The sequence below is a fragment of the aff. Roholtiella sp. LEGE 12411 genome, assembly GCF_015206995.1.
Taxonomy (GTDB): Bacteria; Cyanobacteriota; Cyanobacteriia; order Cyanobacteriales; family Nostocaceae; genus Komarekiella.
Window position 1 is genome coordinate 11890 of sequence record NZ_JADEXR010000038.1, and the last position, 16639, is coordinate 28528.

Consider the following 16639-nt stretch of genomic DNA (forward strand, 5'->3'; position numbering starts at 1 on the left):
TTTTTAACTCATATGCTTGACTCTAACGTTAATAAACCTACAAAAGTAAAAATGGCGATTTCGGAAAAATGCTATTGAAGAAGTAATTTCTGGCGTTGCTGAATCACAGTATGAATTATGCAATAAGTCTATTATCTACTTGGGCACAATGCGCGATCGCTTTTTGTCACCTTTGGATTTGTCTGCAAATATTCTTGTAATAAATTACAACCTCGTGCTAGTAAATTCTCTAGCCTGAGATCTGCCAAATTCTGGAAAATCACCGTACCTTTACCACTACCGACAGCCAGAGTCTTGCCATCATGGCTAAAACTGACACTGGTTAACTCACCTTTATCACCTTTCAAAACAATTAGTAACGTCCCTTCGCGGTTCCAAAGCTTCACTTTGTCATCACTGCTGGCTACCAAAGTCTTCCCATCGGGGCTGAAACTGACACTGATAAGACTATCACCATCTCCCGCGAGATTGTTGAGCAACTGACCGTCCCGACTCCAAAGTTTCACCATGCTATCAGTACTAACTGAAGCAATAGTTTGACTATCAGGCGACCATGCTACCCCATTAACCCGACGGCTATGACCAGTTAAGGTATATAGAAGTTTCCCTTCCCGATTCCAAAGCTTGACTGTTTTGTCATCGCTGGCTGATGCTAGTAATTTACCATCAGGGCTGAAGCTTACCCAATTCACTGCATCTTTATGACCTTGCAAAGTATTGAGCAATTTACCATCTCGACTCCAGAGCTTTACCGTTGTATCTTTACTCGCTGAGGCGATAGTTTGACCATCAGCTGACCATGCTACACCCAAGACCGCATCATTATGACCTTTGAGGGTGTTGAGCAGTTTACCGTTTTGGCTCCAAAGCTTGACTGTTTTATCTTTACTAGCCGAAGCGGCGATCGCCTGTTTATTGGGGCTAAAACTAACACCCCAAACTTCACCTTGATGATCCTTTAAGGTGTTGAGCAGTTTACCATCACGGCTCCAAAGCTTCACCGTTTTATCTCGACTAGCTGCGGCTAAGATGCGATCGTCAGGACTAAAACTAATGCTAGTTACCCAAGCATTATTATCGGCTCTTGGTCGGAGCAACACATCGTCCCAACGCCAGAGTTTAATAGTTTTGTCTCGACTAGCAGAAGCCAGAGTGTGACCATCCTGGCTCAAGCTAACACTATTGACCCAATTGTTATGTCCCCGCAGGGTTCCCAGTAGCACACCCTCAGAACTCCAAAGTTTGAGCGTCTCGTCGGTACTTGCTGAAGCAATGGTGTTACCATCGCGGCTAAAAGCTACACTGGTGACGCCAGCACTGTGTCCCGACAAAGTTCTTAGTAGCTTACCTTTGAAACTCCATAGTTTGATAGTCTGATCCAAACTAGCGGAAGCGATTATTTTACCATCAGGCGACCAAGCCACGCTTTTAACCGCGTCATCATGCCCTTGTAAGGTTGTGAGCAATTTACCATCTCGGCTCCACAGTTGCACAGTTTTGTCGGTACTCGCTGAAGCAATGGTTTGACCATCAGGCGACCAGGCTACACCTAAAACTGCATTATTATGTCCCTGTAAAGTTTTGAGCAATTTACCGTCTCGACTCCACAGTTTTACCGTTTTGTCGCTACTTGCCGAAGCAATGATTTGACCATCAGGGCTGAAACTGACACTATTCACTACAGCTTCATGACCTGGTAAAGTGGTGAGTAATTGACCCTCCCGACTCCAAAGTTTCACCGTTTTGTCTTGACTAGCAGAAGCAATGATCTGACCATCAGGGCTGAAACTGACACTATTTACTACAGCCTCATGACCTGACAACGTTTTGACTAAACTGCCATCAAGACGCCAGAGTTTAATTGTAGTATCAGCACTAGCCGAGGCAATCAAAGAGCGATCAAGGCTGAATGTCGCGTTGTTCACCCCAGACAAATGTCCCTCCAGGCGGTTATATTCTCTCACCGCATAAACTGACTGGTATAAAGCCGTCTGTACCTGCTCTCTTGTATGGGAATCTACCCAAACCGTATGTTGCAGTTTTCTCCCTGCTCTTAAACCTTCCTTTAAGGCATCGATACCTTTTTGTGACGCAAACAGGGCTTCGCTAGATGCACTGAGGGTTTTAATCTCGCTATCTACTGCTGTAACTATAGAGACACTTAATCCCAGTATGGCTAGAACGGAAGCAGTGAGAGCGATTTTTAAAGAACGATTTAATTTAACTTCACTGAGCCTTTGTTTTTCTTGACTTTCTGCTAGTTGAGTTGTTAATTCTTTTTCTTTTAATTCAGCTCGCAATTGTTCAATTTCTAACTGGCTCAATTCTTCTCGCTTGCGTAGCTCACGTAATTCTGTGAATAAATCTAATCCCTGTTGGGGGTGAGTGTCTACCAGTTTAGCTTGCTGCTTTTTTTGTCTGAGTTCACTTTTGAGTCTCTCAATCTCAGATTGACTTTGTTCGACTTTATAACGTAGCTGGTTAAGTTGTACTTGTAAGCTCGATTCTTGTTGTTGCAGATAGCGAATCAAGTCTACTAAATAATCATGAATCAGTTGATAACGTTCAGGAACATCGGGAAAGAGAACCACTAATCCAGAGCGCACTAAAATATCTAATACCAACTCTAATTTAGCTGCATCTTCTAAGTCTGACAGTTGTGCTGCTAACTCAGCACGAGTTTTAAAAGGTCGTTGATTGCTTTCATCTGTTAATAAGTACAAAACTAGTAAAGCGGCTCTTTCATTTTCTGGGCCGCAATCTCTAATGAGTTCTTTGATATATCGCTCGATGAGTTTGTTGGGTCTATATGGCTGATATTCTTCTAGCTTGGTAATTCGCTCATCTTGGATTTGCGCTCCGACAACCTGCAATTCAATGGGGCGGACTTCTCCAAATTCTGTAGATAAATCCTCAACTAAAGCATCAATTAAAGCAGGCTCTAAATTAAACTGAGAACGTTCTGTTAATTTGCGGATAATTGCTTTAGCATATTCTGGTGAAAAATTATTTAGCTGATAACGGATATGTTTATCGAGAATATTATTGTTAATTGCTTCCAGTGCCGAGAGATGTTTAAACTCTAATAAGCGATGCAAATAATCTTCTCGTAAAGAGAGAATAACTTTGACAAAGGGGATCTTGAGGCAGTAGCTAATAAATTTATCAAATTCTTGTTTTTGATGGCGATCGCTATAACCAAAGAAAAATTCTTCAAACTGGTCAAAAATTAAAACTGTGATCAGATGGTCATCAGCGTTTTCGCGTAATTGTTGCAAAATCCCGGCGATCGCAGTATGTGTAGTTGAGTCTGGTAAAGCTTCCGATTCAATGGCTGCTTTTCCCTTGATATGAGACATCACCTCACTTAAAGATTTCCCTAATTCCTGTATCCAATCGGTATAAACTTGTAATACCACAGGTACGGCTATTTGATCGCCAATCGCGCGATTTTGTAGTGCTGGAACTAAGCCCGCAGTCACAGTAGAACTCTTACCTACTCCTGACTGACCGTGAATCACTGTTAGCTTTTGATCAGCGCGGCTAATTCTGCCAATTAAGTTATTAATATCTCGCTCGCGCCCAGAAGCAGCAATTTCTAAAGCAACGCTACTATTCCCAGAAGGTGACATCAATGCTGGATTTGTCGCCTGTCTTTGAGGTTGCAGGCGACCTGCGCCAATAAAAGCTCGAAAACCATACTGCTGCTCAACAGAACGTCGTTTTTGTCGAATGCAATAGGCTTCCAGATAGCGGCCTTCTTCAAAATAAAGCGATCGCAACCTCCGCAATAGTCGAATATAACGATGGGCATCGTATTGAGGTGCGCTACTTTCTAAAGCCTCTGGGAGTTCTTTTGTCGCCTTTTCCAGATATTCACCAGCGACTTCTTGCTCACCTAGATTTCGTTGGGCTTTCGCCAAAACTAAATAATAAATTTGTCCCAAAAGCAATGGAAATAAGCATTTATAAGGATCGTTGTGGTTTTGTGCTTCGGCTAATTTCAATAGCGATACATGTGCCAATATACTCGCCTGTCCCCACCGAGAATGCTGTACAGCCACCTGAGCGAGCAAACCGTAGTCACAAGCAAGTTGGATTTGACTACCATAGGTTTGATGCAACTCCAAAGACTTTTGAGCAACAATCTGTAATTCTTCCCACTCTTGCAGATGTTGTAAAACTTCAGCGAGTTGACCAATAAACTGAGCGACTATATCTGGACGTCCAGCCACCTGCAAAACATCTAAGCATTGCTGAAAATAAGATTTAGCAACAGACCAATGGCGGCGATTTTCTGTCTGATTTTGTTCCGCTAAGCGACAATAACATAGCCCAATATAAAACAGTAACACTCCCTGTCGCAGCAGATAAGGCGACGGTGGAATAGGAGGATAGGAGGATTGAAAAAACTCCCCTTCCCCCCCTCTCGCCTTCTGGCCCTCTTCCTGTTGCCAAAACTGCAAGCTTTGCTGAAAATGGCTTAAAGCTGTATCGATTCGGTCACTAACATAATCATCTAGACCGAAAACAAATTCCAAACTAGCGTGTAATTCTGGCTCTAAGCCAATACCACGATTTTGCAAATCTCTAATGGCAAAGTGGAGTTCATAGCTATGTTCCCAAGCTTGCTCTAAAGTAGAGTAATGGGCTGAAACTTGAGGTTCTTGCTCTTGTGTAGTATCGCTGTGCAAAACTGTGGCGAACAAAAAGTCAGTTTCCTGTTTCAGAAATTGCAGCAACTCCGAGGTAGTCATTTCAAACCGAATCGGTGTAGCCGCCCAACTCGCAAAATCTGGTGCTAAACGTACCACCTTCTGCAATACTTCTTCATTTACCCATAAAATCATCGGAAATGGGTGACGTTTGCGAAATTCATCGCGAATATGATTGATTGACCTAAGTAAGTCATCAATTCCATCCACTGAATCTAAACCATAAACCATCATTGCTGATGGCTGTTGCTCTGTAAGCTGTAAATGGATAGTTGTGTAAAGACTTCTGACATTGTGGGGCAAAACTACCTTTTGAATCTGGTACGCTCCCAAAGAAAGTTCTTCAAGTCGTTGCAACATGCGCTCTTGCAAGACTCTATAGTTACAGCACACCAAAACTACGGAGAATTGACCGCTAGAAAGAGCCACAGCCCTTCCCAAACTCCGCAAAGCACGCTCATTAGTTGCTTTTACATCTGCTTGTGGGTGTCGTTCAACCATAATTTAAATTTTTGCGTCTCTGCTATGACTGGGTTGACGGCAAACCAAGCGCCTCGATGGTCACGGTATTCAAATATAAACAAACTCCGCAATAAGGTGTGATATGCTATGTCACCACCGACCCTTTGCTGTTGCACCACCTGAAAGATTAATTCCCATTCATGGGGATCAATGGCGTTGCTTCGGTAATCTCGCTGCCTTTGGATCACCAGTTCGATACAGTCCCGCTCAAAGGGTGGATCTTGTTCTCGCAGACAGTCAAACAGTAATCCCAGTAAGTCGCGCACATGACCACCGCTAATTAGGCACAACCGATCTAAGCTTTCTAGACTATCAAACAGCTCTGTAATTAAGCCTAACCGATCGCTAGGTAGAATGTCTGGGAAGGCTCTAGCTAACACCATTTGTCGCATCATTGCTAGTCCTTGGGGGAAAATCTCCCCAGAGCGTAAACGTACTGGGATCATTGGCAATACTTTAGGTGCTACGCCACCACCTAAGCGATGTTGGAGTTCAGCACTATCGTTAGAGAAAGTCAGGGCTAGGGGAATAGTGTAGACTACATGACAATGCAGTTTACGTAACTGCTCACCCCGCTCAATAAATAAGTATTCTGGCAGCGATCGCCCAGATGGTAAAGGTCGAATTGCTACTCGATCTAGGTTATCAACAATTACCACCAATCCTTGTTTGCCTAAAGCTTTCAATTGTTTGTTGGCATGTTCTAGTAGTTCTTGATTAATTGAGTGCAAAATATTTGCCGTTCGCGGTTCTAGGTAGTCTCTTAACCGCCTTCGTAACTGTGGGCTTTCTTTAGTTTTAGCCGTAATTTTGGCAATCCCAACAGATAACTCTGCTTCTAATCCAAGTTCAATTGGCGCTTGCAGAAAATCAATAATTTCAGCAAACAACTTAGTAAAATATTTCGGCTTTAGCCCAATTTTCATCGCTTCCAGGCTTTCACTTACCTGACCGGCGATCGCTAATAAAATATCAGTCACATCCACATCCGCCATTTCAAGGACATGGGTAGACTCAAAGTAAACTACATGAAATTTTTGCTCCTCTAACTCGGCTTTGAGTCGCAACAATTCTGTTGATTTTCCACAGCCAAGATGCCCTGTAAATAGCTGACAGGTAGGAACATCCGGCGATATCCGAGTAATTGTGCGCTGCAAAGCTTCAATGATTTTGCCACCTCGCACCGCAGCAAAATCGATATAGTATCGGCGATCGCGCAGATTTCCCATCATTAGCGGTCTGCTCGGATTGCAAGCCTGATAAAATCTTTCTAAATCTAGGAGCATAACTAATCGACTTCACTCAGGAAACGGTGGAGATTATAAAATCTGCTAACTATATTTACTTTTGGGAATTTATGCTTTACTGTAAAACATCTCACTCCAATTACAAACTAAAATAACAGCATTTCGGATGGTTTCGCATATCTGTGTACCATTCGATAATGCTTTCATTTATTAAAAAATAAGTACAAATACTGCTAATAAGACGAACTAAAAACCGCTTATAGAAAAAATATATTTCTCTGAATTGTAAAAATATCCAGCCCAAAAAAAGGTACTGTTGAGTACAATTTGAATGTGTCCCTGAAGATTAAATTATTTTCCGTGCTCAGAATCAAAACCTCAGCCCATCATCACTTTCAGCTATAAATATAGGCATACAACTAAACGCGATCGCATCTCCTAATACACTAACCAAAAAACTATTTGTAGCTTCGAGGAATTTCTGAATTACTATTGTGGTATTTTAGTTGACCAAAAAATGCTAGCTCCAGCTTTTTGATCAGGCGATCGCGTGCTTAATGATAATTAATAAAAATTCGGCTCTTTATTCTCTTGAATTGCTCTTTCACGGATGAGTAATTTATTCTAAGTAGATAAAATTATCTAAAAATAAAATATACTATAGTAATCCGATTTGATTCGTGAACTGACTCGTAGAGACAGGGAATGGGCAATAGGGAACAGGAAAGAAGGGAGTTAAAGGTGTACGCAGTTTTTTCAAAAATCAAATAGGAATCCTCTAGTAAGTGAAAAGATCAAATTCACCAAACTAGCCTAAAAAAAGTACTATTTACTCATAACTGAAAATTATTTCCCATCAATCTTTGCAGATGCCTGCGCGAAGACAATCTTCCGTTTGGTCATCTCTAGCTGATATTTGCCACGGTACTATGTGCAACTTAGCATTTGTGCTAACAGCAATTAGAGCAGTTGTTATCGGAACCTTGTAGTTGAATATTGGCACGTCAGTACTAGCAAAGCTAGAACAGACATTGTATAAATAAACAGGCAATGCCATCAATCCAATATAAATTGTCCTATTCATACAAAACCTCAGATCACAATTTCCGATTGCGCCATAGCAAACACCACCTTAGATGAACCGGAGTTTAAAAACTGAGCATTGTATGTTAAAGATTTTGTATCAATTTACTAAATGCTGCTTTATTTATTAAAAATAGACGTAATTTGCAAATTATCGGTTCCACCCTATTTAGAGGGCAGGTATTGGCTAAAAGATAGCTTCCTACTTAACTTATACAGATGCAACGCCAAAAAACCGGACAAAAATCCTCAAGCAGCCAAAAACATATTTTGGTAGCTGCTGCCCCGGATAAAATAGTTAACAAATGTTGCCTACTAGCTGACTCATGACGCCTTCACAAGATGTAGATACTGTAACCACTCCCGATATCGACCAAGAAGGATCTGGGAACTCAGAAACTGATCCTCTTGATGATTTACCAGGTGAAGTCGAAATGTCTCTTTTCGACCACCTAGAAGAATTGCGACAGCGGATTTTTTATTCGCTGATTGTTGTAGCAGTGGGTATTATTGGCTGTTTCTTTGCCGTCAAGCCGATTGTCCAGCTACTGGAAGTCCCAGCCCAAGGAGTAAAATTTCTTCAGCTTGCTCCTGGAGAATATTTTTTTGTCTCCTTCAAAGTTGCAGCTTACACAGGTTTGGTACTTTCTAGTCCCTATATTCTTTACCAAATTATCCAGTTTGTCCTCCCAGGATTGACTCGCCGCGAACGCCGCTTGCTGGGGCCTGTGGTTTTGGGGTCGAGTGTGCTGTTTGCAGCGGGGTTAGTGTTTGCTTATTTACTTCTGATCCCAGCAGCTTTAAAATTCTTTATTAGCTATGGAGCAGATGTAGTAGAACAACTGTGGTCAATTGAGAAATATTTTGAATTTGTGCTGCTGCTGTTATTTAGTACTGGCTTAGCATTCCAAATTCCTATTATCCAACTCTTGCTCGGTAATTTGGGAATTGTCTCTTCTGAAAAAATGCTTGCTGGTTGGCGTTACGTGATTATGGGAGCAGTAGTTTTAGGAGCCATCCTTACACCTTCGACTGACCCCCTTACCCAAAGTCTTCTAGCAGGAGCAGTACTTGGGCTTTACTTTGGTGGTGTTGGGTTGGTTAAGCTCACAGGCAAATGACAGGCGCTACCCTGCGAGCAGCAGGGTGAGCTGTAATTAGTCTGGCGCAAGCGCTTAACATTAAATTAACAAAATTGCTATTTAAAGATATTACTAACAAATCGCAAATACAAGTGTAATAAAATACTATATTTTAAGTAATAAGTCATAATATCCATTCTGAAGAACGTTCGCCCAAATCTAGAGGAATGCTAACAGCTTTGCCGAGTCGGGGGCGATCGCGTGTTTCAATGATAAATGTTTGTACTTGTGTTGTCCCACCCAAGGCGTGAAGATAATTGGCGATGCTATCAAGATGCTCTTGGTACTCTGCTTCACTTAATGGAAAAGAAGCCTGCTCTAAGTATTTCCACATTACTTGCAGAAATATTTTCCCTTGTGTCCGTCGTAACTGGACATCATAAGAATATCCCCACTTATCAAGTAACATTTGGCGTAATTCCTGTCCTGTCATAGCTTTTCTCAATTAGATTTTACATTTAGTTATGATGTTAAGTTCCGTAACTCAAGTATGATAGGGATATAAAGAAATGTAATGCTAACAGAAAAGATGCTAGATATATCTTGGAACAGAGAAGTATGGCATCGTTGTGGGCGTTAGCATTTCGACTTAGACAAGAGTTGCTCAAGTACTAGTACTCCTGTCAAAATGCTTAGCAAAATATATAAAGAGCGCGTAGATTATGGCTCAATTTTCTGAATCAGCAGACGTGCCCGATATGGGGCGTCGTCAATTCATGAATCTGCTCACTTTTGGAACTGTCACTGGAGTGGCTCTGGGTGCATTGTATCCCGTAGTCAAGTACTTTATTCCACCTAGTGCTGGTGGTGTCGGTGGTGGTGCAACAGCGAAAGATGAGTTAGGCAACGATGTCAGCGTCAGTAAATTTCTCGCAAGCCGGAACCCAGGCGATCGCAATCTAGTTCAAGGACTAAAAGGCGACCCCACCTATATTGTGGTGGAAAGCAAAGAAGCGATCGCTGATTACGGCATTAATGCTATCTGCACCCACTTAGGTTGTGTTGTCCCTTGGAATGTCGCTGAAAACAAGTTTAAATGTCCTTGTCACGGTTCCCAATACGATGCAACTGGTAAGGTCGTCCGGGGCCCAGCACCACTGTCTTTAGCTTTGGCCCATACCAATGTAAACGACGACAAAATCGTCTTGACACCTTGGACTGAAACCGACTTCCGCACCGGTGAAGAACCTTGGTGGAGTTAATCAGTGCTGAGTGTTGAGTTATTAGTTTAAAGTCCAGAGTCAAAAGTCAAAAGTCAAAAGTATTGACCCTTGACCCTTGACCCTTGACTGATGACTAATGACTAATGACCAATGACCAATGACTAATTCAATCGTTGTCCTTATAGAGATGAGAAATGTTTTTCTAACAGCGAGGTTAACTCGCAGTGCTAGAGCGATTGTCAAAACATTGCTCATAGCGATCGCTACCGTGACATTTTACTTCACCAGCGATTTAGCCCTTCCCCAAGCTGCTGCTGCCTATCCTTTTTGGGCACAGCAAACCTACCCCGAAACCCCCCGCGAGCCAACTGGGCGGATTGTTTGCGCCAATTGCCACCTAGCGGCTAAGCCGACAGAAGTGGAAGTGCCTCAATCGGTACTACCTGACACTGTTTTTAAAGCTGTGGTGAAAATTCCTTACGATACCAGCTTGCAGCAGGTTGGTGCTGATGGTTCTAAAGCTGGCCTGAATGTTGGTGCTGTACTGATGCTACCCGAAGGCTTTAAGATTGCTCCTGAAGACCGTATTTCTGAGGAACTTAAAGAAGAAGTCGGCGACACTTACTTCCAACCCTACAGCGAAGAGAAAGATAACGTTGTTATCGTTGGCCCCTTACCCGGTGAACAGTATCAGGAAATTGTCTTCCCAATTCTTTCTCCTAACCCCGCAACCGATAAAAACATCCACTTCGGTAAATATTCGGTTCACGTAGGTGGTAATCGAGGACGCGGACAAGTTTACCCCACTGGCGAAAAGAGCAACAACACGGTTTATAACGCTTCCGCTACTGGCACAATTAGCAAAATTGCCAAAGAAGAAGATGGAGACGGTAACGTCAAATATGTTGTAAGCATTCAAAGCGAATCTGGTGAAGTTGTCACGGAGACGATTCCTCTAGGCCCAGAACTGATTGTTTCCGAAGGACAAGCAGTCAAGTCTGGTGATGCTTTAACCAGCAACCCGAACGTTGGTGGATTCGGTCAAATAGATGCAGAAATCGTACTGCAAGATTCCTCTAGAGTCCAATGGATGATTGCGTTCATCGCTCTTGTGATGTTGGCTCAAGTTATGCTAGTGCTCAAGAAGAAGCAGGTTGAAAAAGTTCAAGCTGCTGAGATGAATTTCTAAATTCTCTGCTAAATCATTACTTACGAGACAGGCATTTTGCCTGTCTTTTTTAATGTTAGTTACACGAAGCCTGAAAATTTGGGGCTTAACTGTTAGTAAACTTTGAGCGTAAATGTTTTAAGATCACTAGGGCTTACGCACTGTACAAATAAAACATTATGTGTACCAACGGGATTTGGTCGTTCCAGACTTTTGACAATTACCACCACATGGATAGCGATCGCTAAAAGACAATTGAAAAATCACGTTTTCACGCCTGAAACCCATACCTCATATCTAGTATTTACTGTCAATGCGTAAGTCCTAATCACAAACAAAATAGACCTTTTTCAAAAATAATTTATGGAATAATAAGTGTATCCACACAGTGATTTAGTAGCAATATATACAAAAACATAACCTCCAGCTTGAAGAGATACCAAGCCAAAAAAAGATTGTCGAAAAACGTCGCCTTCCCGGTAAACTCAAGGTGTTTGCTTCTTGGTATGTGATCTGGAACACTATACATCAGATAACTTTGGATCTGTTTCTCGCCATTGTGATTTGCAATATTCTCACTGTATGTACTAGCAACAATCTACCGCTACTTCGGAGTGGCACAATATTGCTTGCTGTTTGTACGTCAATCGCTCATATACTTACATAATGCGAGTTAGAAGAGTCTGGTAATGAAAACATCCTCTTAGGTCACACACCGCCAACATAGCTAAACAGGAAGCAGACACCAAATAATTAACAAAGAAACTGCCGAGTATTATGTATGTGACTTCTAAACTATGGCAACTCTACAGAGGTAGGTTTAGCGATATGTGGCAAACCCCAACCTAATTTTTCTCGCAAAATTCGGAAAAACTCTGGTGGTTGTAGACGAATAAATCGGGCAATATATTGCGATCGCTCTAGATACACCCGATCCTCTGGTAAGATATAGCACCCACCATTACCATCAACCACCATCACCAGCCGAGGAATATTTACTGGGTAGATATTCACTGGTTCAGTGTCTGGAAAAACTAATGCCCTCGAAGCTAAAGAATGGGGACATATAGGTACTAGCTGCAAAACAGGTACACCAGGGGACACTACTGGCCCACCTGCACTCAACGAATAAGCTGTAGAACCAGTTGGCGTAGAAACAATTACACCATCCGCTGCAATATCTACTGGCGCATGACGCCCTATGGCAATTTCAAAATGGCACATAGAGGTCAAAGGTTCTCGATGCAGCACCATTTCATTCAAGCAGAGGGCTTCCCACAGCACCGAATCTCCCCGAAATACTTTGACGGTGAGCATCGCTCGTTCTTCAATTTCATACTTACCAGTTATCGCCTGTTCTATTGCTTGAGGCAATTGATTCAGGTAAGCCTCTGTCAAAAACCCCATGTGGCCAGTATTCACTGTTAATAGTGGAATACCACAGGGGGCGACCTGACGAGACGCTGCTAAAACAGTGCCATCCCCCCCTAACACTACCGCAAACTTCATGTCTGAGTCAAAACCAGGGGGCGTCAGACCGTTAATTGGGGTGTGGCGTACAGGACTCTCTGGGTTAGAGTAGCCCAGTATTCCACCGATGCTCGTAGTGATACACACATTCCAACCGGCAGCGGTTAGCTTGTCTTTGAGTTCGATAGCGACACGACCCGCTATCGGTTTAACGTCATTGTAGATAATGCCTGCTTTCGGCACATTCAAATATCCAATTTTAGGCGATGCTTTGTCTTATGTAATCCTTACACATTTTTGACACTGTAGTCATTAGTCAAAGATGTATTCACTATGATGACTGCTTAAAGGGCGTCTTTTTAGATTTCTGTTTTTTGGTTTTATTTTTCTCATAGTCTAATTCTTTAAGTTTTTTCATAATTCGGCTGAAGTACTCTTGTAGATAGCTTTCTAAAGTTGTGGTTTGTTGTTGCTCTAACCCAAAGACTGTATACACTTGATCCATTGAGGCATTTAACGGTTGACCACTGGCTAATACTTCTGTAAATGCCAGTCTGTCTGACACGTTCCATCCCCACTGAAAGAACCGCATCAGACGCCGCACGGTACGTAGCAAGTTTATTGGCATTCGCGTTACTCTGGCATCTTTTCCAGATAAACGTTCGCACAGACTAATGATTTCCTCTGCACTCCATGCACGAGTTCCTACTACAGGAAAAGCTTGGTTTTCCGTTGCTGGCAGACTTAATGCACGTATAGCAAACTTAGCGACATCCTGAGTGTCCATGTAAGCAACGGGAGAGGAATCACCAGTTACCCAAACTGGTTGTCCTTCCAAAATGGGAATCCCGTATTGACCGATTAAACCTTGCATAAAGCCAGCCAGGCGCAAGATGGTGTAATTTAAGCCAGACTCAGCTAAAAAGAGTTCTGTACACCTTTTAATTTCCATCAATGGCACTTCTGGGTACTTATCAGCATCCAGAACTGAGAAGAAGATAAAACGTTCCACGCCTGCGGCTTTTGCCGCTTGAATCAATGATACTTTGCCGTCCCAGTCCACTTGTTTGATACTCAATGAATCTGTAGGACGAGATGTTGCGGCATCAATGACTGCGGTTACACCTTCTAATGCTCCTGCTAGAGTTTGAGGGTAAGACAAATCGCCCGGTACGAGTTCCGCGCCCCACTCTTTGAGAAATGCGGCTTTTCTGGCACTCCTGACAAGACAGCGTACCTTATACCCCTCATCGAGCGCACGACGAGCTACTTGTCTTCCCAAGGTGCCAGTGGCACCGACAATTAATAATGTCATGAGGATTGTTATAAATCTTAATGTTTTATGAAAAGAATCTTATCAGAATAGCCTAGGTAAACAAAAGTTTACATTATTTTTAAGAAAATTAATTAATATACCGAAAAAAGCATTGTCCGGTTGCCGGACAAGCTATTTTTCTAGACAGAGAGAATCCTCTGGCCTCACAAAAGTAGATGATTGCAAGGATTATTCTTCCGATCCTTGAATTTTAAGTAATAACGCGCCTAGACCCCAGCCCACGAAGATTAAACCGAAGGACAACAAAGCCGCATTCCAAATTTCGCCGCCCATTGATGTGATTCTCCTTTGCAAATTGGTTTGTGTAAACATTAGGTCTACCAGAAGCTTTTCAATAGTTGCTGTAGGATTAGACCTGTGTAAATAATTCTAAACTAGTTTAGCAGGTAATCCCTACTGGTTTGATAGGCAATCCCTACTCTACGGGAAGAGGGAGTCGGAGAGATAGGGAATAAATAGTAATCCGATTTGATTCGTGAACTGACTCGTAGAGATAGGGAATGGGGGATAGGAAAAAAGGGAGTTAGAGGTGTACGCAGTTTTTTCAAAAATCAAATAGGAATCTTATATGTATCAAATTAATCAATCTAGTCTAGTAAAGTTTCCTCAAGAGAACCGTCCGCGCTTGGTGCTGACGCTGGGCGATCCGGCGGGGATAGGCCCAGAAGTGATTTTGAAAGCTCTAGCAAAGCCGGAAATAAGTAAAAAATGTGATGTAAAGGTTGTGGGTAGTTGGGATTTGCTGAGACAGACTTATGACAAACTCAACTTAACTGAGAATTTAGCACCTTTGGCAAATCCAGCCCAATTGTCAGTTATTGATGTGCAGTTAGACAGAGAGATTGAAAGTCAAATTCTCTTAGGAACAGGTAATGCAGCAAGCGGTGCAGCTAGCTTTGCTTACATGGAATACGCGATCGCCAAAACACTTGCTGGTGAATTTGATGGAATAGTCACAGGCCCCATAGCTAAATCTGCTTGGAAAGCTGCGGGGTACAATTATCCAGGGCAAACAGAACTTTTGGCACAAAAGTCAGGTGTTGACCATTTTGGGATGTTATTTGTGGCGCGATCGCCCCATACTGGCTGGACACTACGTACCTTACTAGCTACCACACATATTCCCTTACGTCAAGTAGCAGATGTATTGACACCACAATTGCTGACAAAGAAATTAGATTTGCTAGTGGAGTGTTTAGAGAGAGATTTTGGCATAGAACAGGCGAGAATTGCGATCGCAGGATTAAATCCCCACAGTGGCGAACAGGGACAATTAGGACATGAAGAACAAGATTGGCTAATTCCGTGGTTAGAACAAGAGCGGCAAAACAGACCACAGTTAGTGTTAGATGGGCCCATACCACCAGATACGATGTGGGTTAAACCGGGTCAAGCTTGGTACGGAAACTCTGTTATACAAAATTCATCTGATGCCTATTTAGCACTTTACCATGATCAAGGTCTAATTCCGGTAAAGCTGATGGCGTTTGACCGAGCAGTTAATACTTCTATCGGCCTTCCTTTCGTTCGCACCTCACCAGATCACGGAACAGCTTTTGATATTGCGGGTAAGGGAATTGCTGATGCTACGAGTATGAAAGCTGCGATAGAGTTAGCGGTTGAATTAGTTAGTCAAAGGCTATTAGTATGAATTCTAACAATATCGCTCAATTTAAAGCAGTATTATTACGGTTATTTTAACAGTTCGCGGCGAGGAGTCCCCCACCATATCGTTCGCGCAGCGTCTCGTAGAGAAGGTTGATGGCGGGAGTAACGCCGCTCCTCTCCCTGCCTACTGGGAAAACATTCCCAAATAAAATATGTTTGGGGTTAGAGCAAATTCCATAATTTCTCATCTATATACTACCACCCCAATCCCTTTTACGTGAAAGTTTAAGCTTGGGTGTTTTCAGGTGGTTCAAACTTATAACCATAGCCTCGAACAGTTTTAATAAATTCAGGTACGCTAGCATCGACTTCCATCTTCTTGCGAAGCTGACCAATATGCACATCAACCACCCGTCCATCTCCTACGTAGTCGCAACCCCAGATTTTTTGAATTAGCTGTGGGCGACTCCAAGCCTGACCAGGATGGCTTGCCAAAAAATGTAAGATATTAAATTCTAAGGCTGTTAAGGTGAGGGGTTTATCGTTAAGTGTTACCTCCCGACCTTCAGGGTTAATTGCTAACTGCTTGAAGATCAGACGTTGTGTTGGAGAGGGATTGATATAGCGTATACGCCTCAAAAGGGCTTCTACTCTAACTTCTACCTCTGCAAGACTAAATGGTTTAGTTAGAAAATCATCGGCACCTGCGGCCAGAATTTTAATTTTATCAGCCTCGTCAGTCCGGCTAGTCAGTATCATCACTAAAACATTAGTGCGACTCTGCATTTCTTGGCAGAGGCTATAGCCATTGGCATCTGGCAAATTCCAATCCAGAATTACTAGGGCCGGGTTAAATTGCTCAAACAATGAAAGGGCAGTCTTACCGTCTGCTGCGGACTCTATTTGATATTTCCGACTTAGAAAACGATAGACGAGATTTCTGACGCCGAAGTCATCATCGACGATCATAATTTTGGGATTGGGAGTAGTGGCGGGAGACATAACCATAATGCAGCCTACTTTTGATTTGGCGATTTGCTATTGCGGCAGCTTCGCTTTACGTGTTGCTGTTGAGAGTGTATTTACGCCCATCTCAATTGAGTATGAGCTGTGTAGTACTTGTGTACACCTAATTTTCCATGAAGTTTGTGAAAACTTCAGCCATCATAATGCTTACACAATGTA

12 protein-coding genes are annotated in these 16639 nt (G+C 42.5%); 4 read left to right on the top strand and 8 right to left on the bottom strand.

Going from position 1 to position 16639, the window contains the following annotated elements:
- Positions 1-131 precede the first annotated feature (131 nt).
- From IQ246_RS11240 to IQ246_RS11250, 3 genes are all read right to left on the bottom strand, one after another.
- On the bottom strand, positions 132-5216 hold the full coding sequence (locus IQ246_RS11240) for a hypothetical protein (RefSeq protein WP_194002970.1): 5085 nt from the start codon (positions 5214-5216) through the stop codon (positions 132-134).
- A complete protein-coding gene (locus IQ246_RS11245) occupies positions 5186-6523 on the bottom strand; it encodes a P-loop NTPase fold protein (RefSeq protein ID WP_194002972.1) in 1338 nt (445 codons plus the stop codon). Before IQ246_RS11245 ends, IQ246_RS11240 begins: the two co-directional genes overlap by 31 nt.
- An 817-nt stretch (positions 6524-7340) precedes the next feature.
- On the bottom strand, positions 7341-7568 hold the full coding sequence (locus IQ246_RS11250; protein WP_194002974.1) for a hypothetical protein: 228 nt from the start codon (positions 7566-7568) through the stop codon (positions 7341-7343).
- Positions 7569-7893: 325 nt separating this feature from the next.
- Here IQ246_RS11250 and tatC point away from each other — a divergent pair, with 325 nt between their 5' ends.
- Positions 7894-8688, top strand: a complete 795-nt coding sequence (gene tatC / locus IQ246_RS11255) for a twin-arginine translocase subunit TatC (RefSeq protein WP_194002976.1) — start codon at positions 7894-7896, stop codon at positions 8686-8688.
- 145 nt (positions 8689-8833) lie between these two features.
- On the opposite strand, the gene IQ246_RS11260 is transcribed toward tatC, so the two are convergent.
- Complete coding sequence (locus tag IQ246_RS11260; RefSeq protein WP_194002978.1) at positions 8834-9142, bottom strand: DUF3067 family protein; 309 nt, start codon at positions 9140-9142, stop codon at positions 8834-8836.
- A 229-nt stretch (positions 9143-9371) separates the two neighbouring features.
- On the opposite strand from IQ246_RS11260, the gene petC reads away from it, so the two are divergent.
- Positions 9372-9911, top strand: a complete 540-nt coding sequence (gene petC / locus IQ246_RS11265; protein WP_194002980.1) for a cytochrome b6-f complex iron-sulfur subunit — start codon at positions 9372-9374, stop codon at positions 9909-9911.
- Between the two features lie 148 nt (positions 9912-10059).
- Positions 10060-11061, top strand: coding sequence for a cytochrome f (gene petA / locus IQ246_RS11270; protein WP_194003024.1), 1002 nt, complete (start codon positions 10060-10062; stop codon positions 11059-11061).
- Positions 11062-11835: 774 nt separating this feature from the next.
- Here the strand turns inward: petA and IQ246_RS11275 are convergent.
- The 3 genes from IQ246_RS11275 to IQ246_RS11285 form a co-directional block, all read right to left on the bottom strand.
- Positions 11836-12753: an NAD(+) kinase gene (locus IQ246_RS11275; RefSeq protein ID WP_194002982.1), complete on the bottom strand. Its 918-nt coding sequence runs from the start codon at positions 12751-12753 to the stop codon at positions 11836-11838.
- An 88-nt stretch (positions 12754-12841) separates the two neighbouring features.
- Entirely contained in the window at positions 12842-13825 is a 984-nt protein-coding gene (locus IQ246_RS11280) for an SDR family oxidoreductase (protein ID WP_194002984.1), read from the bottom strand.
- 189 nt (positions 13826-14014) lie between these two features.
- Positions 14015-14119: a PetM family cytochrome b6-f complex subunit 7 gene (locus IQ246_RS11285; protein WP_194002986.1), complete on the bottom strand. Its 105-nt coding sequence runs from the start codon at positions 14117-14119 to the stop codon at positions 14015-14017.
- A gap of 295 nt (positions 14120-14414) precedes the next feature.
- Here IQ246_RS11285 and pdxA point away from each other — a divergent pair, with 295 nt between their 5' ends.
- Entirely contained in the window at positions 14415-15497 is a 1083-nt protein-coding gene (gene pdxA / locus IQ246_RS11290; protein WP_194002988.1) for a 4-hydroxythreonine-4-phosphate dehydrogenase PdxA, read from the top strand.
- 242 nt (positions 15498-15739) lie between these two features.
- On the opposite strand, the gene IQ246_RS11295 is transcribed toward pdxA, so the two are convergent.
- Positions 15740-16462 (bottom strand): response regulator transcription factor, encoded by a 723-nt coding sequence (locus IQ246_RS11295; protein WP_194002990.1) that lies wholly within the window; start codon positions 16460-16462, stop codon positions 15740-15742.
- Between the last annotated feature and the right edge of the window lie 177 nt (positions 16463-16639).